Here is a 22,344-nt window from a genome sequence, read left to right as displayed (position 1 = left end):
AAGGGTGATATCTACCCTTTAAATCGCAGGTGGTTGATAAATCGCAAGTTTTTCCTGGCACGGATTTCGCGAGTAGAGAAGCACCGCAATGATCTTTGGAGAGACGCGATGAGCATGGTTGAGCAATCCCTGGGCCAGTTGGCCCGCAGCATTCCCGGCGCCACGCAGGTGTTTCACGAGTTCGATCTGGACTTCTGCTGTGGCGGCAAGAAGAGCCTGGCCGAGGCGGCGGCCCAGCGTTCGCTGGACCCTGCGCAGATCGAGGCCCGTCTGGAGGCCCTGGCGCAGAATCCGCAACACGAAACCGACTGGGGGCTGGCTTCGCCGGCAGAACTGGTCGACCACATCCTGGCGCGCTACCACGAGGTGCATCGCCAGCAGTTTCCGGAACTCATCCGCCTGGCGCTGAAGGTGGAACAGGTGCATGCCGACAGCCCGGACTGCCCGACCGGCCTGGCCGACCACCTGCGCACCATGCAGCAGGAACTCGAAAGCCACATGCAGAAAGAGGAACAGGTGCTGTTTCCCATGCTGGCCCGCGGTCACGGCGCCATGGCGACCATGCCGATCATGGTGATGCGCATGGAACACGACGACCACGGCGTCGCGCTCGAACGCCTGATGGCGCTGACCAACAACGTGACGCTGCCGCGCGCCGCCTGCAATACCTGGCGCGCGCTGTACCTGGGCATCCGGCAGTTCAAGGAAGACCTGATGGCGCACATCCACCTGGAGAACAACATCCTCTTTGAAAACGCAGGCGCGCGCGCGCCGGCCTGACGGGCGCGGCAAGGAAGGGCGGGGCCCGCCGGCCCCGCGGCATCAGCAGGGAAGGTTTGTATGAACATCGACAAATTCAAGCAGCAGCACGTGGATATCCTGGAAGGCATCGCGACGCTGCGCAGGCTGGCCCTGGCGGGCGTGGCGCGCAACGCGGCCGAAATCGCCCAGGGCATCGTGGCCATGAGCGCCACCATCAAGCTGCATCTGGCGGTCGAGGACCGGGCGCTGTACCCGGCCGTGGCGCGCAGCGCCGACGCAGAACTCGCGCGCAAGGGGCGGGAATTCCAGGAAGAGATGGACGCCATCGCCGCCGCCTATGAAGGCTTTGCCAAGCGCTGGAACAACGCGCGCAACCTGGAACTGGACGAGCGCGGTTTCCGGGACGACGCCAACACCGTGCTGCGCCGCGTCCACGAGCGCATGCAGCGCGAAAACCGCGATCTTTATCCGCGCATCGAGGCGATGTAGCAAACCGGTCCGATCCGGACACAAAAGGAATGAAAAGCGCCATCTCCGTTGCATGAAACCAGCGACCGCCGCCTGTACACTCGGAACACCTTACAGGGCGACAGGGGTTCTTGATGGCCGGAAGCAGTTTCTTCGCGTTGTTCGACGATATCGCCACCATCCTGGATGACGTTTCCGTCATGACGAAGGTGGCCGCCAAGAAGACGGCGGGCGTGCTGGGCGACGACCTGGCGCTCAATGCCCAGCAGGTCAGCGGCGTGCCGGTCAACCGCGAGCTTCCCGTGGTCTGGGCGGTGGCCAAGGGCTCCTTCATCAACAAGCTGATCCTCGTGCCCGCGGCGCTGCTCATCAGCGCGTTCGCGCCTTGGGCCATCACGCCGCTCCTGATGCTGGGCGGCGCGTTCCTCTGCTACGAGGGCGTCGAGAAACTGGCGCACAAGTACCTGTCTCACGGCGAATCCCCCGAAGGCCACCACGCTGCGCGCGCCGAGGCGCTGCAGAACCAGTCCGTCGACATGGTGGCGTTCGAAAAGACCAAGATCAAAGGCGCGGTGCGCACCGACTTCATTCTGTCGGCGGAAATCATCGTCATCAGCCTGGGCGCCGTGGCCGGCGCCGACTTCACGCGGCAGGTCGCAGTGCTGTCCATCATTGCCATCGGGATGACGGTGGGCGTCTACGGCCTGGTTGCCGGCATCGTCAAGCTGGATGACCTGGGCCTGTACCTCAGCCAGAAATCGTCGCGCGCGCTGGCCTGGATGGGCGAGCGCATCGTGGCTGCGGCGCCTTATCTGATGAAGACGTTGTCGGTGGTGGGCACGGCCGCGATGTTCATGGTCGGCGGCGCCATCCTGACCCACGGCATCCCGCCGGTGCATGCGGCCGTCGAACACGCCGCTGCGGCGGTTGGCGGGGGCGGCGTCGTTCACGCGCTGGTGTCCACGCTGCTCAATGCCTTGTTCGGCATCGTCGCTGGCGTGGTGGTGCTGGGCGTGGTCAGCCTCGTCAAGCGCCTGTTCAAGAAGGGCTGACAGGCAGCGGGGTCCGGCGCGCCGGGCAGGCGGGCGTGACCGGGCAACGGGGGCGCCCGGAAGACCGCCACGCCGAAAAGGCCGTGGCGAACCGCTACCGCTACTTCTATCGACTGCTACTGCTACTTCTACCGACCGGGACCGCTACTGCTGCGGCGGGGCGCTCGCCGGCGAGCCCATCGCCTGGAACAACGCCGCCGTTTCCGTCATGCGGGCGTTGGCGTATTCCAGTTCACGCAGGCGCGCCGCCACGTAATGCTGCTCAGACGCGTACTGGGTGTAAGGCGCCAGCGCACCCAGCCGAACGCGCTTGGCCGTGTTCTGATAGGACAGCTCCGCCGAGCGCCGTGAGGCTTCGGCTGATGCCAGCGCCTGTCCGCCGGCATCCAGCCGTGACAGCGTGTCGGCCACGTCGCGGAACGCGGTCAGCACGGTTTGCTTGTACTGCAACACGGCAGCCTCGTAACGCGCCTTGGCGGCGCTGCGCTCGGCAAGCAACTGCCCGCCGTGGAAGATCGGCTGCGTCAGCGACGCGCCGATGGCCCAGATGGAACCGGCGCCCGACAAGGCATCCGCCCACGCAAACCCGCCCTTGCCCATGGAAGCCGTCAGCGACAGGCTCGGAAAGAGCTGCGCGGTCGCCAGGCCCACGTCCGCCGCGGCTGCCACCAGCGCCGCCTCGGCAACCAGCACGTCCGGGCGGGAAGCCAGGAGTTCCGACGGCACCACCACCGGCACCGTATCGGGCACGGCGATCGTGCTGAAGGCCAGATCCGGCGGCGCCTGATCGGGGCTGCGGCCCAGCAGCACGGCCAGCGCGTGACGCGTCGCATGCCACCGCGCGCGCAGGCCGGGCAGCGATGCCTCCAGCGTGGCGGCATCCTGATCCGCGTCCAGCGCGTCGTTCTGCGACGCCGCGCCCAGTTCGTACCGGCGCTGCGTATCGCGCGCGACCTGCCGCAACAGCACCACCTGCTTTTCCGTCAACGCCACCTGTTCGGCCAGCGAGGCCGAGGTGATCGCACCCGTGACGATGTTGGCCGCCAGCGAACGCCGCGCGGCTTCCAGCTGATAGGCCTGCTGTTCCACCTGCGCGGCGAGCGACGTGTTGGCAAAGCGCGCCGCGCCAAAGAGGTCCAGGTTGTAGCTGGCCTGCACCTGACCTGTGAAGACATTGAAGAGCGCAGTGGGCTGCGGCAGGTTGGGCATCGTCAGCGCACGGTTGCGCGTGGCGCTGACGCCCGCGTCCACCGTGGGCAGCAGCGACGAATTGACCTGTCCGCGCAATTGCTCGCGCGCACCGGCCAGATTGCGTTCGGCGGCGGCCAGGTCCGGGCTGTTGGCCAGGCCTTCTTCAACCAGCGCATTCAGCGCGTCGGACTGGTAACGCGTCCACCATTGCGGCACCGGATGCGCGCCGCGTTCGAAGCGCTGCGCCACGCCCTGCGCGGCGGCGCCGGCGGCAGGGGCGGCCTCGACCCCGTATTGCGCGGGTTCGGCCATCGCGGGCGGCCTGCTGTCCGGCCCAAAAGCGCAGGCGCCCAGCGCCAGCACCAGCGGCAGCGCGGCAAATCGCAGGCAAACGGAAGGGATGGTGTGTTGCATCGTCAGGCTCCTCGTTCCACCGTGTCGCCCGCGTTGGCGCCGGGCGGCACGCCTTCAGGTTCGTCGCGTTCATCGTGCTTCACGCGGAACCACGCGGCATACAGCGCCGGCAGGAAGAACAGCGTCAGCACCGTGGCGCTGGTGATGCCGCCCATCAGGGCCGTCGCCATGGGGCCGAAGAAGTTGCTGCGCAACAGCGGAATCAGCGCCAGCACGGCGGCGGCCGCCGTCAGCGTGATCGGCCGGAAACGCCGGACCGTGGCGCCGACGATGGCGTCCACGCGTTTATGGCCCGCGCTGATGTCCTGATCGATCTGATCCACCAGGATGACCGAGTTGCGCATGATGATGCCGAACATGGCAATCACGCCCAGCATCGCGACAAAGCCGAAGGGCTTGCCGAACAGCAGCAGGGCGGCGACCACGCCGATCAGACCCAGCGGCGCGGTCAGCACCACCATCAGCACGCGGGCGAAGCTTTGCAGTTGCACCATCAGCAGCGTCAGCACGGCCACCGCCATCAGCGGCATCTGCGCATTGATGGACGTCTGGCCCTTGGCGCTTTCCTCCACCGGGCCGCCGACTTCGATGCGGAAACCGACCGGCAGCTCGGCGCGCAGCGTGTCCAGCTTCTTGTCGATGGCGCGCGTGACGTCGATGCCTTGCGCGCCGCCAATCACGTCGGCCTGGACGGTGATCGTGGGTTGGCGGTCGCGTTCCCAGATGACGCCGTACTCCAGGTCGTACTTCACCTGGCCGATGCTGCCCAGCGGCACGGGACCGTTCGCCGTGGGCATTGCCAGCGTGGCAAGGCGGGCGGGGTCGACGCGCTCTTCGCGCGGGGCGCGCAGGCTGACGTTGATGAGCTTGTCGCGTTCGCGGTACTGCGTCACGGTGTAGCCGGACAGCGTCATCGCCAGGAAGTCGGAAATGTCGCTGGAGCTGATGCCCAGTTCGCGCGCCTTCTGCTGGTCGACTTCGAAGCGAACCGAGCGCTCGGAAGGCTCGTCCCAGTCGAACTGCACGTTGGCCGAACGTGTGTCGGCGCGGACTTCGGCGGCCACCTTCTCGGCCACCGCTCGCACGTCCGGGATCTTGTCGCCGCTGACGCGGAACTGCACCTGATAGCCGACCGGCGGCCCGTTCTCCAGCCGCGACAGACGGCTGCGGATGGCAGGGAAGGCGCTGCGCAGCATTGGTTCCATCCACTGCGCGAGCTTTTCGCGATCTTCCACCGAGTGTGTCGTGATGACGAGCTGGGCGAAGTTGGGCGTGGCCAACTGCTGGTCCAGCGGCAGGTAGAAGCGCGGGGCGCCCGTGCCCACAAAGCTGACCGAATGCGCGATTTCGGGGCGGCCCTCGATCGCCTTTTCCAGACGCTCGACCTGGCGCAGCGTCGCCGCAAACGACGCGCCTTCCTGCAGCCGCACGTCGACCAGCAGCTCGCTGCGGTCCGAGCTCGGAAAGAACTGCTGCGGCACGAACTTGAAGCCCGCCATGGCCACGGCAAAAACAATTGCCGTGCCGGTCAGCACCAGAAAGCGGCGGTCCACGCACCACGCCACCCAGCCGCGCAGGCGCTGGTAGAAGCGGGTGTTGTAGATGTCGTGTTCGTGGTCGTGCGGCAGATGCGCCTCGCGCTTGCGCTCGGGCAAGAGGCGGTAGCCCAGCAACGGAATCAGCACCACGGCCGCGAACCACGAGGTGATCAGCGCAATGGCGGACACCTGGAAGATCGAGCGCGTGTATTCGCCCGTGGCGGACTTGGCCAGCGCAATCGGCAGAAAGCCCGCCACGGTGACCAGCGTGCCGGTCAGCATCGGAAACGCGGTGCTGGTGTAGGCGAACGCGGCGGCGCGTGTGCGGTTCCAGCCTTGTTCCAGCTTCACCGACATCATCTCCACCGCAATGATGGCGTCGTCCACCAGCAGGCCCAGCGCCAGCACCAGCGTGCCCAGCGACACCTTGTGCAGGCCGATGCCGAACATCTCCATGAACAGCGCCGTGATGGCCAGCACCACGGGGATGGAAATCACCACCACCATGCCCGTGCGCAAGCCCAGCGACACCAGACTCACGGCCAGCACGATCGCCACGGCTTCCGCGACGGAGCGCAGGAATTCGTCGACTGAATGCGACACGGCCGTGGGCATGCTGGAGACTTCCTTCAGCGTGAGGCCCGCGGGCAGTTGCGCCTGCAATTCCTTGAACTTCGCGTCCAGCGACTTGCCCAGGCGCACCACGTCCTGGTTCGGCTGCATGGTGATGCCGATGCCCAGCACGGTTTCCCCGCTGAACCGCATCTGCTGCGCGGGCGGATCGTCATAGCCCCGATGAATGGTGGCGATGTCGCCCAGCCGGATCGACTTGTCGTTCACGCGGATCAGCGTGTCCGCCAGCGCCCGGCTGTTGGGAAACTGCCCCGAAGGCCGCACGAAGATGCGGTCGTCTGCCGTGGTCAGCGTGCCCGCGCCCTGCACGGCGTTCTGGCTGTTGATGGCCTGCGCGATCTGTTGCGGCGACACGCCCAGCCGGGTGAGCTGCGTGTTCGTGATCTCGATATAGATGTGTTCGGGCTGATCCCCGAAGTAATCCACCTTGGCCACGCCGGGCACGCGCAGCAGCACCGTGCGCAGCTTGTCCGCGTAGTCGTGCAGCTGCGCCGGCGAAAAGCCGTCGCCCTGCAAGGTGTAGATGTTGGTGTAGACGTCACCGAACTCGTCATTGAAGAACGGCCCCTGCACGCCTTGCGGCAGCGTGGCCCGCATGTCGCCCACCTTCTTGCGCACCTGGTACCACTGGTCGGCCACCGTGTTGGCGGGCGCCGAGTCCTTCATCGTGTAGAAGATCAGCGATTCGCCGGGCCGCGAGTAGCTGCGCAGGAAGTCCGTATTGGCGGTTTCCTGGAGTTTCTTGGCGATGCGGTCGGTGACCTGCTCCTGCACCTGCTGCGCGGTTGCGCCCGGCCACAGGGTCTGGATCACCATGACACGGAAGGTGAAGGGCGGGTCTTCGGACTGCGCCAGCCGCGAATACGACAGCACGCCGAACAGCGTGACGAGCGTGATGATGAAGATCACCAGCGGTTGATGCCGCAACGCCCAGGCCGACAGGTTGAACCGGCCTTCCTCGTGGCGATGGGCGTCCTGGCTGGCTTGCTTGCCCCCTTCCTGGCCGGGGGCGCTCATGACGCGAAGTCCTCGGGATGCAGCGGCGGCACCGGGCGCACCTTCTCGCCCGCCGACACGGTGTGCACGCCTTGCCACACCACGCGCTCGCCGGCCTGCAGGCCTTGCGACAGCGTGACGGTGCGCGCGTCGTATCGAAGCACCTGCACGCGGCGCAGTTCCAGCGTGTCGGCATCGGGCTTGACGATCCACACCGCGGGCTCCCGGCCTTCATGGAACAGGGCGGTGGCCGGCACGGTAAAGGTGGTCTGCCCGTTGGCCGAGCGGTTGTCGAAGCTGATGTTGGCCGTCATGCCCAGCCGGACGTCGGGCGAGGGCGATTCCAGCGTGAGCTTGGCGCGGTAGGTGCGGCTTTGCGGATCGGCGGCCGGTGCAATCTCGCGCAGCACTGCCGTGAAGGTCTGGCCGGGCAACGGACCCAGCGTGACGCTGGCGCGTTGGCCGATCGCCAATCCCGCCAGCACGCTTTCGGGCACGTCGCACAGTGCGTCGATGTCGCCCGACCAGGCCAGTTGGTAGACCGGGGTGCCCGCCGCCACGTTCTGTCCGGTGTCGGCCTGTTCTGCCGTGATCACGCCAGCGTGGTCGGCCGTGAGGGTGGTGTAGTTGAGCTGGTCGGCCGCCAGCGCCGCCTGCTGCGCGGCCTGGTCCCGCTGCGCAAGCGCGGAGGCATAGGCGTTGCGGGTTTGTTCAAGCTGCGTCGCGGCAATCAGGTTTTCACGTGCCTGGGCGCGGTCGCGGTCCAACTGCTGCCGCGCGTAGTCCAGCTGGTGCTGCGCCGCGGACAGCGAGGCGCGCGCCGCCGCGGCGTTCTTGGCCGCGTCGGCCGGATCCAGCTTGGCGAGGACCTGGCCGGGCGCGACGGTGTCGCCCAGCCGCACCTTGCGCTCGATGATCTTGCCGCCCACGCGGAACGACAGCGGCGTGCTGTAGCGGGCCTGGACTTCGCCGGGCAACGTCCAGGCGGGCAGGGCTTCGTCCGCCTGCGCGGGCATGGCGACCACGGGACGCGGCGCCGGGGCGGGCGCCTCCTCGCGGCCGCAGCCGGCCACGGCGGCAGCCAGGGCAAGCACGGCAGACAATGCCATCAGGCGTGTCCGGCGGTGGGGCAGGGAAACGGGAGGTAGCGGCGCTGCATCCGCAGCGGCGTGGCGCGCGGTGGAACGCGCGGCCGGGCCAAGACAATTCACGAAACACCTCGCGGCGCGGAAAAGGGCAGGAAAAGGGCGAGTCGGACTCGATACGGACTGGATTCTAATACAGTCATGTATCCGGATTCAATGTTGAATCTGAAACCGTCGCCGGTGCTAAACTCCGCCCATGTCAAAAGTGCGCCTAACCCGAGAGCAGAGCCGTGACCAGACGCGTCAGCGCCTGCTCGACGCTGCCCAGTCGATTTTTCTGTCCAAGGGTTTCGTGGCGGCCAGCGTCGAAGACATCGCCGAGCAGGCGGGCTACACGCGCGGGGCGTTCTACAGCAACTTCGGCAGCAAGTCCGAACTGTTTCTGCAACTGCTCAAGCGCGACCATGAAAACGTCATGGCCGACATGCGCGCCATCTTCGAAGCCGGCGAGACCCGGCAACAGATGGAAGCGCGCGTGCTCGATTACTACAGCACGCACTATCGCGAAAACGACTGTTTCCTGCTGTGGATGGAAGGCAAGCTGCAGGCCGCGCGCGATCCGGACTTCCGCGTGGGGTTCATCGCCTGTCTGCGCGAACTGCGCGCCGCCACCACCGAATACATCCGCCAGTTTTCGGCTCTCGTCGGCACACCGCTGCCGCTGCCGGCCGAGCAGCTTGCGCTGGGCCTCCTGGCTCTGTCCGACGGCATGCAGTTCAGCTATGCCTTCGATCCCCAGGCCGTCACGCCCGAGATGACCGAGGCCGTGCTGGCCGGGTTCTTCCGCCGCGTGGTCTTCGGCGACGCAACGCCCGAATAAGACCGTGGCGCCGATCTGATAACTTCCGATTCCTGACTCAGGTGATTGTCAGCTTGGGTGCGCCCGTGATAGTAATACCGGCGGTGCACCGGTCGTGCTGAGGGGGCCAGCGCCATGTTCCGCGACCCTCGGGCACAAGGAGTGCATCCATGACTTCGGAATCCCGATCCGGCACGACGATCCATCGGCCCGTCTTCTTTTCCGCAGCCCTATTCACCGTGCTGCTCGTCGCCTTTGCCATCATTGCGCCCAAGGCGGCGCAGGACCTGTTCGGCGCGATGCAGGCCTGGATCATCAGCAACGCCAGCTGGTTCTACATCCTGGTCGTCGCGATCATTCTGCTCTCGGTCGCGTTCCTGGCGATCAGCCGGTACGGCGACATCAAGCTGGGCCCGGACCACAGCGAGCCCGATTACCGTAATTTCACCTGGTTCGCCATGCTGTTCTCCGCCGGCATGGGCATCGGGCTGATGTTCTTCGGCGTGGCCGAGCCCGTCATGCACTTCGTGTCGCCACCGGTGGGCGAGGGCGGCACGGTCGAGGCGGCGCGCGAGTCCATGAAGATCACCTTCTTCCATTGGGGCCTGCACGCCTGGGCGATCTACGCGGCGGTGGCGTTGACGCTCGCGTTCTTCAGTTTCCGTCACGGCCTGCCGCTGACCCTGCGGTCCGCGCTGTATCCGCTGATCGGCAACCGCATCCATGGCCCGATCGGCCATGCGGTCGACATCTTCGCCATCATCGGCACCGTGCTGGGCGTGGCGACCTCGCTGGGCCTGGGCGTGGCGCAGATGAACAGCGGGCTGAATCACCTGTTCGGCATTCCGGTCGGCGTGGTGCCGCAGATCATCCTGATCGTCATCACCTGCAGCCTGGCGACGATGTCGGTGGCCAGCGGGCTGGACAAGGGCATCCGCATCCTGTCTGAAGCCAACATGGTGCTGGCCGTGATCCTGCTGCTGTTCGTGCTGATCGCCGGCCCCACGGTGTTCCTGTTCCAGACCTTTGTGCAGAACACCGGCGCCTACCTGTCCGACATCGTCAACAAGACCTTCAACCTGTACGCCTACGAGCCGACCGACTGGCTGGGCGGGTGGACGCTGTTTTATTGGGGCTGGTGGATCGCGTGGTCGCCGTTCGTGGGTCTGTTCATTGCCCGCATCTCGCGCGGCCGCACCATCCGCGAGTTCGTCTGCGGCGTGCTGCTGGTGCCCGCCGGCTTCACGCTGTTCTGGATGACGGTGTTTGGCGACACGGCCATCTACTACATCCTGGTGGGCGGCGACCAGGGCCTGGCGCAGGCAGTGGATAAGGACAGTTCCCTGGCGCTCTTCGCATTTCTTGAGTTATTGCCCTGGAGCAGCGTGATATCGGTCTTTGCGATTGCAATGGTGGCCGTGTTTTTCGTCACGTCCGCCGACTCGGGGGCGCTGGTCGTGGACCTGCTGGCCTCGGGCGGCGCGGACCGCACGCCGGTGTGGCAGCGGATCTTCTGGTCGCTGTCCATGGGGGCGGTGGCTATTGCGCTGCTGCTGGCCGACGGCCTGACCGCGCTGCAGACCGCCACCATCGCCAGCGCGCTGCCGTTCTCGATCATCCTGCTGCTGTCGCTATGGGGGCTGTTCAAGGCGCTCAAGCTTGACGCGACCAAGCGGGGCATCCGCTACCAGTCGCTGACGCTGTCGCGCCCCGCGCGCGGCGGCCAGTCCTGGGAACGGCGCCTGCGCAACATGGTCATGATGCCGCGCCGCGCCCACGTGCTGCGCTTCATCTCGGACGTGGTGCGGCCGGCCCTGGAAGACGTGGCCGATGAATTGCGCAAGCAGGGCTACGCGGTTGAGGTGCGTGAAGACGAAGACGACGGCGGCGCGATCCTGGAAGTCTCGCACGGCGAACATCTGGACTTTTCCTACGCCGTCCAGCCGCAGGCCTTCGTGCGGCCCAGCCTGACGCCAGACGAGGCGGCCGACGAAGACGAGCGCAAGTATTTCCGCGCAGAAGTCCATCTGCGCGAAGGCGGCCAGGACTACGACATCATGGGCTGGAGCCGCGACGCGGTGATCGGCGACATTCTGGATCAGTACGAGCGGCATCGCCATTACCTGCACATGGTGCGCGGGTGAGCCGATTGCGCTGATCCGCCCGTTCCGCATTCCTCTTAGGCCACGCGCATCGCGTGGCCTTTTTTTCGCCCATAGGCCGCCGCTATCCCCTTCATTGCTTTCGCTGCTTTGACGAATCCCCGCGATTCGTGGATTATCCAAGCAAATTCTTGTTTAAATAAAAAGTGAGCGAAAAATGAAGGCGAAGGCAGGAGCTTGGGCGGTTGTCGCCCTGGCCGTGGCGGCGGTGGCCGGCGGGGCGATGTACTGGAAATCCAAAGCAGCAACGCAGGGCGGCGGATGGTCGATGCCGCCCGCCAAGGTCGCGGTGGCCGCCGCGGTGCAGGCGGATTTTCCGGTCGTCCTGGCCGGCATCGGCTCGCTGGAGGCTACGCGCCAGGTGCTGGTGCCCGCCGAAGTCGATGGTCGTGTCGCGCAGATCCTGTTCACGCCGGGCGAGTCCGTGAAGGCCGGGCAGTTGCTCGTGCAACTGAACGACGCGCCCGAGCAGGGCGAGCTGGCGCGGCTGCAAGCGCAGGCGCGCAACGCGCGGGCCTTGCTGGACCGCACGCGCCGGCTGGTGCCGCTGCAGGCCGCGACGCGCGAACAGCTCGATCAGGCGCAGGCCGACCATGAGCAGGCCGCTGCCGACGTGCGGCGCGTGCAGGCGCTGATCGACCAGAAACGCATCAAGGCGCCGTTCGATGGGGTGCTGGGCGTGCGCCGCGTGAACCTGGGCCAGTTTGCCCGCGCTGGCGATCCGCTGGTGTCGCTGACGGATGCGTCCTCCGTGTACGCCAACCTCACGCTGCCCGAACAGGCGCTGGGCACGCTGCGCGTGGGCCAGCCGCTGGCTGTGACGGTGGACGCCCACGCCGGCCGTGTCTTCCAGGGCAAGGTCACGACCGTGGAGCCGCAGGTCGACCCGGGGACGCGCACGGTCCGTGTGCAGGCGTTGCTGGCCAATCCGGACGGCGCGCTGTCCGCCGGCATGTATGCGCAGGGCAGGATCAGCCTGCCCGACCGCCCGAACGTCATCACCGTGCCGGAGACGGCCGTGAGCTACAGCGCCTATGGCGATTCGGTCTATGTCGTGGCCGCGCCGGAATCCGGCACGGCCAGCGCGGCGCCCACCGTCCGCCAGGCCTATGTGAAGACCGGCGAACGCCTGCGGGGCCGCGTGGTGGTGACCGAAGGGCTCAAGGCCGGCGACCAGGTCGTCACGTCGGGCCAACTGCGCCTGCATAACGGCGCCGCCGTCGAAATCCTGCCGAACGACACCGTCGCGCTGACCGCGCCAGGGCAGACCGTGGCGCAAGCCCGGTAAGGCACGGAGGCTCCCATGAAGTTCACCGATCTTTTCGTGCGCCGCCCCGTGCTGGCGCTGGTGGTCAGCACGCTTATCCTGCTGCTGGGCATCAAGGCGCTGAGCGGGCTGCCCGTCCGGCAGTACCCGCTGACCGAAAGCACCACCATCACCATCACCACGCAGTACCCGGGCGCCTCGCCCGACCTGATGCAGGGCTTCGTGACGCAGCCGATCGCGCAGTCCGTCGCCACGGTCGAAGGCATCGATTACCTGTCGTCGTCGTCCACGCAGGGCCGCAGCGTGATTACCGTGCGGATGAAGCTGAACGCCGATTCCAACAAGGCCATGACCGAGGTGATGGCCAAGGTCAACGAGGTCAAGTACCGCCTGCCGCAGGACGTCTACGATCCGGTGCTGGTCAAGTCCGCGGGCGAGGCGACGGCCGTCGCCTACGTGGGCTTTTCCAGCACGAATCTGTCGCTGGCCGCGCTGACCGACTACCTGTCGCGCGTGGTGCAGCCGCAGCTCTCGTCCATCGACGGCGTCGCAAGTGTCGAGCTGTACGGCGGGCAGAAGCTGGCGATGCGCGTGTGGCTGGACCCGGACCGCATGGCGGCGCGCGGCATTTCCGCCGGCGAGCTGGCTGACGCGCTGCGCCAGAACAACGTGCAGGCGGCGCCCGGACAGGCAAAGGGCCTGTACGTGGTGTCCAACATCCAGGTCAACACCGATCTCGTCAATGTGGCCGAATTCCGCGACCTGGTCATCAAGCAGGAAGGCGGCGCCATTGTCCGGCTGGGCGACGTGGCCACGGTGGAACTGGGCGCGGCGTCCTCGGACTCAAGCGGTCTGATGGACGGCGAACCGGCCGTGTACTTCGGCCTGAACGCCACGCCCGTCGGCAATCCGCTGGTCATCGTGAAGCGCCTGAACGACCTGTTGCCCAACATCAAGCAGAATCTGCCGCCCGGCACCAGCGTGCAGGTGCCGTTCGAGTTGGCCCGCTTCATCAGCGCGTCCATCGACGGCGTGACGCAGACGCTGCTGGAGGCCATCGTCATCGTGGTGGCGGTGATCTTCCTGTGCCTGGGCTCGCTGCGCGCGGTGCTGATTCCGGTGGCGACCATACCGCTGTCGATGCTGGGCGGCGCGGCCATCATGGCCCTGTTCGGGTTCAGCGTGAACCTCTTGACGTTGCTGGCGATGGTGCTGGCCATCGGGCTGGTGGTGGACGACGCCATCGTCGTGGTCGAGAACGTGCACCGCCATATTGAAGAGGGCAAGTCGCCCGTGCGCGCGGCGCTGATCGGCGCGCGCGAGGTCGCGGGGCCGGTGATCGCCATGACCATCACGCTGGCGGCGGTCTATGCGCCGATCGGGCTGATGGGCGGACTGACCGGCTCGCTCTTCAAGGAGTTTGCGTTCACGCTGGCGGGGGCGGTGGTGGTGTCGGGCGTGATCGCGCTGACGCTGTCGCCGGTGATGAGCTCGTTTCTCTTGAACGGCCGGGTGGCCGACGGCTGGATGGCCCGCAAGGCGGAACACTTCTTCGGCCGCTTGGGCAATGCCTACGGCCGCGTGCTGGACGTGTCGCTCCATCATCGCTGGGTCACCGGCGTGCTGGCCGTGGCCGTATTGGCCAGCCTGCCGTTCCTGTACAACGCCGCGCAGCAGGAACTGGCGCCCGTCGAGGACCAATCCACGGTGCTCACCGCCATCAAGTCGCCGCAGCAGGCCAACATCGACTACGTCGAGAAGTTCGGCAAGAAGTGGGACGACGTCATGAAGACGCTGCCCGAGCAGAACGGACGCTGGCTGATCAATGGATCCGACGGCGTGTCCAACAGCATCGGCGGCGTGAACTTTGTTGACTGGCAGGACCGCAAGCGCTCGGCCGACGAGATCCAGGCCGACATGCAGGCGATGGCCAATGGCGTGGAAGGCAGCAACATCTTCGCGTTCCAGCTGCCGTCCCTGCCCGGCTCCACCGGCGGGCTGCCCGTGCAGATGGTGCTGATGAGCGCGTCGGACTATGCCGTGGCCTATGACGCCATGGAGAGCCTGAAGAAGGCCGCGCGCGAAAGCGGCCTTTTCATGGTGGTGGACAGCGACCTGGACTACACCAATCCGGTTGTGCAATTGAAGGTGGACCGCAGCAAGGCGAACAGCCTGGGCGTCACCATGAAGGCCATCGGCGACACGCTGGCGGTGCTGGTGGGCGAAAACTACGTCAACCGCTTCGGCATGGACGGGCGTTCGTATGACGTCATTCCGCAAAGCCTGCGTGAACAGCGCATCTCGCCGCAGGCGCTGGCGCAGTACCACGTGAAGAGCGCCTCGGGCGCGCAGGTGCCGCTGTCCAATCTGGTGTCGGTGTCGATGGGCGTGGAGCCCAACAAGCTCACGCAGTTCAACCAGTTGAACGCCGCCACGTTCCAGGCCATTCCCATGCCGGGCGTCACCATGGGCGACGCGGTGCGGTTCCTGACGCGTGAGGCGCAATCGCTGCCGGCAGGCTTCAGCTACGACTGGCAGTCCGACGCGCGCCAGTTCACGCAGGAAGGCTCGGCGCTGATGATCACCTTCATCTTTGCCATCATCGTCATCTACCTGGTGCTGGCCGCGCAGTACGAAAGCCTGCGCGATCCGTTCATCATCCTGGTGAGCGTGCCCATGTCGATCTGCGGTGCGCTGATTCCGTTGGCGCTGGGCATGGCCACCGTCAACATCTACACGCAGATCGGGCTGGTGACGCTGATCGGGCTGATCAGCAAACACGGCATCCTGATGGTGGAGTTTGCCAACGAAATGCAGGTCAGCCACGGGCTGGACCGGCGGGCCGCGATGGAGCAGGCCGCCCGCATCCGCCTGCGTCCCATCCTGATGACCACGGCCGCCATGGTCATGGGGCTGATCCCGCTGCTGTTCGCCACCGGCGCCGGCGCGCACAGCCGCTACAGCCTGGGGCTGGTCATCGTGGTGGGCCTGCTGGTCGGCACGCTGTTCACGCTGTTCGTGCTGCCCACCGTCTACACCGTGTTTGCCCGCGATCACCGGGCGGCCAACGACACGCCGCGTGCCCGTGAACTGGCGCAGGCTGACGCCGAGGACGCGCGCGCCGCGGCCTCGCATTGAGGAATCGAACATGAATAAGCTGCACCGCTATCCCCGGCTGAGCCGCAGTGCCGTCGTGCTGCTGGCTGCCCTGGCCTTGGCCGGCTGCGCCGTCGGGCCGGATTACCAACAGCCGAACCCGGCGCCTGTCGTCCTGGCCAGCCCCGAACAGGCGCTCTTTTCCACCGACCAGGTCCAGCGCGAATGGTGGAAGCAATTGCAGGACCCGCAGCTCGATCGCCTGATCGACATGGCGCTCGCCCGCAACCTGGATATCCGCATCGCCCAGGCGCGCCTTGCCGAATCGCGCGCGGTGCTGGACGAAAGGGAATTGGACAAGCTGCCCGCCGTGACCCTGGGCGGCGGTTACGCGCGCAGCCTGTCGCAGGCGAACCCCGGCGTCGCCGGCCAGCGCAATCTGGCCGAAAGCTATCGCGCGGGCTTCGACGCGACCTGGGAGCTGGATCTGTTTGGCCGGCTGCGCCGCGCGGCCGAGGGCGCGGCTGCCCGCAGCGAGGCGCAGGCGGCCGACCTGGCGCAGGCGCGCATCGTGGTGGCGGCCGAGGTCGCGCGCAACTATTTCGAGCTGCGCGGCGCCGAGCAGCGGCTGGCCGTGGCGCGCGCCAACCTCGCCAGCCAAGAGGACAGCCTTCGCGTGACCCAGGCCATGGTGTCGGCCGGCCGCGGCGACGAGGGCGACCTGGCCAGCGCGCGGGCGGAGCTGGAGACCGTGCAGGCCAGCATCCCTGTGCAGGAGACCGCGCGCCGGCTGGCGCTGTACCGGATCGCGGTGCTGGCGGCCCTGCGACCGGTCGAACTGGGTGCGCTGGATGCCGCGACGCCGCTCGCGCCGTTGACGGCGCGGCTGCCCATCGGCGATGTGGGCGCCTTGCTGTCGCGGCGTCCGGACGTGCTGGCCGCCGAGCGCAACCTGGCCGCCGCCAATGCCGACGTGGGCGTGGCGACGGCCGAGCTCTACCCGCGCATCGACCTGGGCGGATTCCTGGGCTTCGTTGCGCTACGCGGCGCGGACTTCGGCTCGGCGGCCAGCCGCGGGTTCAGCGTGGCGGCGGACGCCGGCTGGCCCGCCTTCCATCTGCCCACGGCGCTGGCCCGCAAGCGTGGCGCCCAGGCGCGCCTGGAAGGCGAGGCGGCGCGCTACGAGCAGGCGGTGCTGCGGGCGGTGCAGGAAGTGGAGGAGGCGCTGGCCGAGTACGGACAGACGCAGCAGCGCCTGGGCAGTCTGGTGCAGGCCGCCGCGCACAGCGGACGAGCCGTGGAACTGGCCCGGCTGCGCTACCGCGAAGGCAGCACGGCCTATTTGACCGTGCTGGACGCGCAGCGTACGCTTTTGCGCGCCCAGGACGCCGTGGCCGTCGCCGAAGCCGAGTCCTACACGCGCCTCATTGCGCTGTACAAGGCGCTGGGGGGCGGATGGCAGGCCCATCCCGCCGACGCGGTGGCGGTGAGCCAGCCCGGCGCCGGCTGACCACTGCGAGCCGTCCGTGGCACCATAGGAACCTTCTTCCGGAGCATCGATACCTCTCATGTCTGACAGCTTGTCCCACCCGGCCGCCGCGACCCCGCACCAGCCTGCGGACCGCGTGCTCATGACCCTGAAGACGCGCGGACCGCAATCCATCGCGGTCATCGCGCGCGCCATGGACGTGACGGCCGAGGCGGTGCGCCAGCAGATGACGCGCCTGCATGCCGACGGGCTGGTCGACTTCGAAAGCCAAAGCGCGGGCCGCGGCCGGCCCACCCAGATCTGGTTCCTGACCCAGGCCGGCCATGGGCGCTTCCCGGACACGCACGCCGAGATGACGGTGCAGATGATCGCGGCCGTGCGCCAGGTGTTCGGCGACGATGGCATCGACAAGCTGGTGCAAGTGCGCGAAGGCGCCATGCTCAATGTCTACCAGCAGGCGATGCAGGACGCGCCGGACTTGAAGGCGCGGCTCGCGCGCCTGGTCGACGTGCGCAGCGCCGAGGGCTACATGGCGGAACTGCGTGAAGACGGCGCGGATTTCGTCTTCATCGAGAACCATTGCCCCATCTGCTTCGCGGCCAAGGCCTGTATGGGCTTTTGCCGCAGCGAGCTGGAACTCTTCCGCAAGGTGCTGGGCGAGGGCGTGCAGGTCGACCGCGAAGAACACATCCTGGCCGGCGCGCGGCGTTGCGCCTACCGCGTCAGCCAGCGGCCATGACGCTCAAGCAGCTCGAGGCCTTCTACTGGGCCGCCACCTGCGCCAGTTTCGCCGTGGCGGCCGAGCGGCTGCATCTGTCGGTGTCTTCGCTGTCCAAGCGCATCACGGAACTGGAAGAGGGGCTGGGCCAGCCCCTCTTTGACCGCAGCGGCCACAAGGCCGTGCTGACCGACGCAGGCCAGCGCCTGCTGCCGCAAGCGCGCGGGCTGCTTGCCACGGCCGACCAGATCCGCGCCTCCATGACCGAAATGCCGGGTCTGCGAGGCCGTTGCCGCTTCGGCGTCGGCGAGCTGACGGCGCTGACCTGGCTGCCGGGGTTGATACGCGCCGTGCGCGCGGCCTACCCGGAGCTGGTGCTGGAGCCGTACGTGGACATCGGCCAGGTGCTGGAACAGCGCGTCGCGGACGGCGAACTGGACTTTGCCGTGATCGCCGGCCGGTCTTCCCGCGCCGGCATTGCGTCATCGCCCATCGGCGAGGCGCACTTCTCCTGGGTCGCCGCGCCCTCGGTGCTGCAACCGGCCGACACCGGCATGACGATGGCCTTGCTGGCCCGGCTGCCGCTCGTGACCCTGCCCGAAGGCGCGGGCACCACGCGCATCATCGACGACTGGCTCGGCGGACGCGAATCCGCGGGCGAGCGCCTGTGCTGCAACAACTGGGGCGCGATCGTCGGGCTGCTGATCGAGGGCACGGGCGTGGGGTTGCTGCCCAGCCATTGGGCCGAAAAGCTCCAGGCCGAAGGCAGCCTGCGCGTCCTGCACGGCGAGCCCGAACTGGCCGCCTTGCCCTATGCCTTCCAGTACCGGCGCGACGACGCCCGGCCGCTGGTCGCCATGCTGCGCGACACGGTCGCCGCGTCGGCCGATTTCTCGGCCCCTTGCCGCCTGCCCTGAGCCATTCGTCCGCAAGGCGGCCGCCACGGGCGTATAGTGGGCGGCGCGTCACCCGCCGGTCTATACAATCGCCGCGCGCCTGGCGCAGAATCCAACAACAAACAGCGTGCGCACGAGGGGGATGGGCCCGGCGATGCGGCGCGTCCCGGGGTCTGTTGCTCCCAGCCAGGCGGTGCCTCCGCGCACGAGACGACAGATCCTGACGGAATCGACGGAGATCATTCATGCGTAAACTTTGCCTCGCCATCGCCATGGCGGGAATGCTGGCCACCGGATTGGCGAACGCCCAGTCCACGCTGCGTATCGGGCTGCAGGACGACCCGGACGTGCTGGACCCGGCGCGCGCCCGCACCTTTGTCGGCCGCATCGTGTTCGCCTCGTTGTGCGACAGGCTGGTCGACATCACCCCAGATCTGAAGATCGTGCCGCAGCTTGCGCAATCCTGGACCGTCGGCCCGGACAACAAGAAGCTGACCTTCAAGCTGCGCACGGATGCCGTGTTTCACGATGGCACCCCCATCAACGCCGCCGCCGTCAAGGCCAACCTCGACCGCGCCCGCACGCTGCCCGACAGCAACCGCAAGAGCGAGCTGGCCACCGTTGCCAGCGTGGACGCGCCCGACGAGCACACCGTGGTGCTGAACCTGTCGGAGCCGGACGCCTCGCTGCTGTCGCAGCTGTCCGACCGCGCCGGCATGATGATTTCGCCCGCCAGCTTCGACAAGGACCCCGGCGGCAAGCCCGTGTGCTCGGGCCCGTACCAATTCAAGGAGCGCGTGCAGAACGATCGCATCGTGCTCGAGAAATTCCCCAAGTACTGGGATGCGGCCAATTACCACTTCGACCGCCTCGTCTACACGCCGATTCCGGACAACACCGTGCGCCTGAACAACCTGCGCGCCGGCGATCTGGACATCATCGAACGCGTGGCGCCCAGCGACGCCAAGGCCGTCAAGGATGACGCCAGCCTGCGACTGGCGCCCGTCACCGGCCTGGGCTTCCAGTCCATTTCCGTGAACCTGGCCAACGGCGCGCGCGCCGACCATCCGCTCGCCAAGGACAAGCGCGTGCGCCAGGCGCTGGATCTGGCCATCGATCGCGACGTCCTGAACCAGGTGATCGGCGAAGGCATGTTCCAGCCCGCCCACCAGCCGTTCCCGCCCGCCAGCTTTGCGTACAACAAGTCCTTCGACCGCCCGGGCCGCGACCCCAAGAAGGCGCAGGCGCTGCTGAAGGAAGCCGGCTACGACCGCGTGAAGGTCGAAATCACCTTCGGCAACAACACCACCATGCAGCAGGTCTTCGAGCTGGTGCAGGCCATGGGCGCCGAAGCAGGCTTCGACATCTCGCTGCGCCCAGTCGAGTTCGCCTCGCTGCAATCCTCGCTGGCCCGCGGCGACTTCCAGATCGGCCAGAGCGGCTGGTCGGGCCGGGTCGATCCCAGCGGCAACATCCACCAGTACCTGAGTTGCAAGGGCAACCTGAACGACGGCAAATTCTGCGACCCCGCCGTCGACAAACTGCTCAACGACGCCCGCGCCGAAGCCGACACGACCAAGCGCCGCGCCATGTACGACCAGGTCCTGGCCGCGATGCAGGACCAGCGTCCGATCATCTACCTGTTCTACCTGCCGTGGACGTTCGGCGTGCAGGCCAAGGTGGACGGCTTCGTCCCGTACCCCGACGGTCTGATCCGCCTGAAGGGCGTAAAGAAATAAGCCCACCCCGTACCCGCTGACGCGGGCCCCCTCAAGGGGGCGACACCAGCGGACCGGCGGAGCCGGATCCGCGGTGTCCCGGATGGCGTCACTTGCTGCTGTGGGGCGTCTCGGTGTCAGACACCCGAATCGGTCTTACATCCCAACATCAGGACCCACCATGTTTACGACTCGCCCGGAAATCCTCGGCACCTTCGGTGTCGTGACGTCCACCCATTGGCTGGCCAGCTCAGCCGGCATGTCGCTGCTGGAGCGCGGCGGCAATGCGTTCGATGCCTGCGTCGCCTCGGCGTTCGTGCTGCAGGTGGTCGAACCCCATCTGGTCGGCCCGGCCGGCGAAGTGCCGGCCGTGTTCTATTCGGCCCGCACCGGCAAGGTCGAGGTCTTGTGCGGGCAGGGCACCACGCCCGCCGCGGCCACGCTGGAACGCTACCGCGCCGAAGGCCTGAAGCTCATTCCCGGCAACGGCCTGCTCGCCACCGTGATCCCCGGCGCGTTCGATGCCTGGATGCTGCTGCTGCGCGACCACGGCACGATGCGCGTGCGGGACGTGCTCGAACCCGCCATCTATTACGCGGAACACGGCCATGCGCTGATGCCGCGCATCTCCAACACCATTGCCGGCCTGAAGGCCTTCTTCGAAACCCACTGGCCGACGACCGCCCAGGTCTACGTGCCGGGCGGGCAGGTGCCGCAGGCCCGCAAGCTGTTCCGCAATCCGGCATTGGCCCGCACCTGGACCCGCGTGCTGCAAGCCGCCGAAGGGGCCGGCGCCGACCGCGAGCGCCAGATCGAGGCCGCGCGCGACGCGTTCTACCGAGGTTTCATCGCCGACGAGATCGACCGCTTCGCCCGCAACACCGACGTCATGGACGAAAGCGGCGCCACCCATCGCGGCGTCATCACGGCCGACGACCTGGCCGGCTGGTCCGCCAGCTACGACGAGCCGCTGACCTACGACTATCACGGCTACACGGTCGCCAAGGCCGGCGCCTGGAGCCAGGGGCCGGTCTTCCTGCAGACGCTCGCCATCCTGAAAGACATGGACCTGGCGGGCGTCAGTCCCACCAGCGCCGAGTTCATCCACCGGGTGACCGAGGCCATGAAGCTCGCCTTTGCCGACCGCGAAGCCTATTACGGCGACCCGGCCTTCATCGACGTGCCGCTGGCCCATCTGCTGTCCGACGCGTACAACGCCGAACGCCGCCAACTGATCGGGGAGGGCGCGTCGCACGACCTGCTGCCCGGCCAGGTGCCCGGCTTCGAGGCGCAGGTCGCGCGCGTCATGGACACGCTCGAGCGCCTGTCGCCCGTCACCGCGCCCGGCAGCGCCACGAACGAACCGACCCTTGCCGACATGCGCGCGTCGGCCAAGCGCGGCGACACCACGCACGTGGACGTGATCGACCGCTGGGGCAACATGATCTCGGCCACGCCGTCCGGCGGCTGGTTCCAGTCCTCGCCCGTCATTCCGGAGTTGGGCTTCGGCCTGAACACCCGCGCCCAGATGTTCTGGCTGGAAGAAGGCCTGCCTGGCACGCTGGCGCCGGGCAAGCGCCCGCGCACCACGCTGACCCCGTCGCTCGCGCTGCGCGATGGCAAGCCGTACCTGGCCTTCGGCACGCCGGGCGGCGACCAGCAGGAACAATGGCAGCTGCTGTTCTTCCTGCGACACGTGCACCACGGCCTGAATCTGCAGGAAGCCATCGACCTGCCCATGTCGCACACTATGCACTTTCCCACGTCCTTCTACCCGCGCGACCGCAAGCCCGGTCATCTGGCGCTGGAGGCCAGCTTCGGCGCCGAGGTCATTGCGGCCCTGCGCCAGCGCGGCCACCAGATCGAAGAACTGCCCGAGTGGTCGGTCGGCCGGCTGACCGCCGCCTCGCGTGACGCGGACGGACTGCTGCATGCGGCCGCCACCCCGCGCCTGATGCAGGCGTACGCCGTCGGCCGTTGAACGGACGGCGCACGCTTTC

Annotated in this window: 15 protein-coding genes; 12 read left to right on the top strand and 3 right to left on the bottom strand. The window is 67.4% G+C overall.

What is annotated here, in order from left to right:
* Nucleotides 1-108: 108 nt before the first annotated feature.
* The 3 genes from ytfE to B3098_RS07790 all read left to right on the top strand — a co-directional run bounded on the left by ytfE (nucleotide 109) and on the right by B3098_RS07790 (nucleotide 2,282).
* Nucleotides 109-780 (top strand): iron-sulfur cluster repair protein YtfE, encoded by a 672-nt coding sequence (gene ytfE / locus B3098_RS07800; RefSeq protein WP_286894364.1) that lies wholly within the window; start codon nucleotides 109-111, stop codon nucleotides 778-780.
* 60 nt (nucleotides 781-840) lie between these two features.
* A complete protein-coding gene (locus tag B3098_RS07795) occupies nucleotides 841-1,251 on the top strand; it encodes a hemerythrin domain-containing protein (protein ID WP_175123037.1) in 411 nt (136 codons plus the stop codon).
* Between the two features lie 113 nt (nucleotides 1,252-1,364).
* Nucleotides 1,365-2,282 (top strand): DUF808 domain-containing protein, encoded by a 918-nt coding sequence (locus tag B3098_RS07790; RefSeq protein WP_286894362.1) that lies wholly within the window; start codon nucleotides 1,365-1,367, stop codon nucleotides 2,280-2,282.
* Between the two features lie 144 nt (nucleotides 2,283-2,426).
* On the opposite strand, the gene B3098_RS07785 is transcribed toward B3098_RS07790, so the two are convergent.
* Genes B3098_RS07785 through B3098_RS07775 form a run of 3 tightly spaced genes read right to left on the bottom strand, consistent with a single transcriptional unit; the run spans nucleotide 2,427 to nucleotide 8,163 of the window.
* Nucleotides 2,427-3,887: an efflux transporter outer membrane subunit gene (locus tag B3098_RS07785; protein ID WP_286894360.1), complete on the bottom strand. Its 1,461-nt coding sequence runs from the start codon at nucleotides 3,885-3,887 to the stop codon at nucleotides 2,427-2,429.
* Between the two features lie 2 nt (nucleotides 3,888-3,889).
* Entirely contained in the window at nucleotides 3,890-7,075 is a 3,186-nt protein-coding gene (locus B3098_RS07780) for an efflux RND transporter permease subunit (protein ID WP_286894359.1), read from the bottom strand.
* The gene (locus B3098_RS07775; RefSeq protein ID WP_175137293.1) at nucleotides 7,072-8,163 is read right to left on the bottom strand and encodes an efflux RND transporter periplasmic adaptor subunit; all 1,092 of its coding nucleotides are present in this window, start codon (nucleotides 8,161-8,163) and stop codon (nucleotides 7,072-7,074) included. Before B3098_RS07775 ends, B3098_RS07780 begins: the two co-directional genes overlap by 4 nt.
* Before the next feature lie 232 nt (nucleotides 8,164-8,395).
* On the opposite strand from B3098_RS07775, the gene B3098_RS07770 reads away from it, so the two are divergent.
* From B3098_RS07770 to B3098_RS07730, 9 genes are all read left to right on the top strand, one after another.
* The gene (locus tag B3098_RS07770; protein ID WP_175137294.1) at nucleotides 8,396-9,019 is read left to right on the top strand and encodes a TetR/AcrR family transcriptional regulator; all 624 of its coding nucleotides are present in this window, start codon (nucleotides 8,396-8,398) and stop codon (nucleotides 9,017-9,019) included.
* A 149-nt stretch (nucleotides 9,020-9,168) separates the two neighbouring features.
* On the top strand, nucleotides 9,169-11,142 hold the full coding sequence (locus tag B3098_RS07765; RefSeq protein WP_175137295.1) for a BCCT family transporter: 1,974 nt from the start codon (nucleotides 9,169-9,171) through the stop codon (nucleotides 11,140-11,142).
* Nucleotides 11,143-11,317: 175 nt separating this feature from the next.
* Complete coding sequence (locus B3098_RS07760) at nucleotides 11,318-12,448, top strand: efflux RND transporter periplasmic adaptor subunit (protein WP_286894357.1); 1,131 nt, start codon at nucleotides 11,318-11,320, stop codon at nucleotides 12,446-12,448.
* A 15-nt stretch (nucleotides 12,449-12,463) separates the two neighbouring features.
* Nucleotides 12,464-15,565, top strand: coding sequence for a MexW/MexI family multidrug efflux RND transporter permease subunit (locus tag B3098_RS07755; protein ID WP_286894356.1), 3,102 nt, complete (start codon nucleotides 12,464-12,466; stop codon nucleotides 15,563-15,565).
* Nucleotides 15,566-15,575: 10 nt separating this feature from the next.
* Nucleotides 15,576-17,033 carry an efflux transporter outer membrane subunit gene (locus B3098_RS07750; protein ID WP_286894354.1) on the top strand — a complete coding sequence of 486 codons (1,458 nt, stop codon included), beginning with the start codon at nucleotides 15,576-15,578 and terminating at the stop codon, nucleotides 17,031-17,033.
* Nucleotides 17,034-17,091: 58 nt separating this feature from the next.
* The gene (locus B3098_RS07745) at nucleotides 17,092-17,751 is read left to right on the top strand and encodes a helix-turn-helix transcriptional regulator (RefSeq protein WP_279971835.1); all 660 of its coding nucleotides are present in this window, start codon (nucleotides 17,092-17,094) and stop codon (nucleotides 17,749-17,751) included.
* On the top strand, nucleotides 17,748-18,647 hold the full coding sequence (locus B3098_RS07740; protein WP_175123026.1) for a LysR family transcriptional regulator: 900 nt from the start codon (nucleotides 17,748-17,750) through the stop codon (nucleotides 18,645-18,647). The genes B3098_RS07745 and B3098_RS07740 overlap by 4 nt, the downstream gene beginning before the upstream one ends.
* A gap of 224 nt (nucleotides 18,648-18,871) precedes the next feature.
* On the top strand, nucleotides 18,872-20,365 hold the full coding sequence (locus tag B3098_RS07735) for an ABC transporter substrate-binding protein (protein WP_286894352.1): 1,494 nt from the start codon (nucleotides 18,872-18,874) through the stop codon (nucleotides 20,363-20,365).
* Nucleotides 20,366-20,525: 160 nt separating this feature from the next.
* Nucleotides 20,526-22,325 carry a gamma-glutamyltransferase family protein gene (locus B3098_RS07730; RefSeq protein WP_286894350.1) on the top strand — a complete coding sequence of 600 codons (1,800 nt, stop codon included), beginning with the start codon at nucleotides 20,526-20,528 and terminating at the stop codon, nucleotides 22,323-22,325.
* Nucleotides 22,326-22,344: the final 19 nt, after the last annotated feature.

Source organism: Achromobacter sp. UBA2119, assembly GCF_002331005.1.
Classification (GTDB): Bacteria; Pseudomonadota; Gammaproteobacteria; order Burkholderiales; family Burkholderiaceae_B; genus Achromobacter; species Achromobacter animicus.
This window is presented reverse-complemented; position numbering and strand designations above follow the sequence as displayed.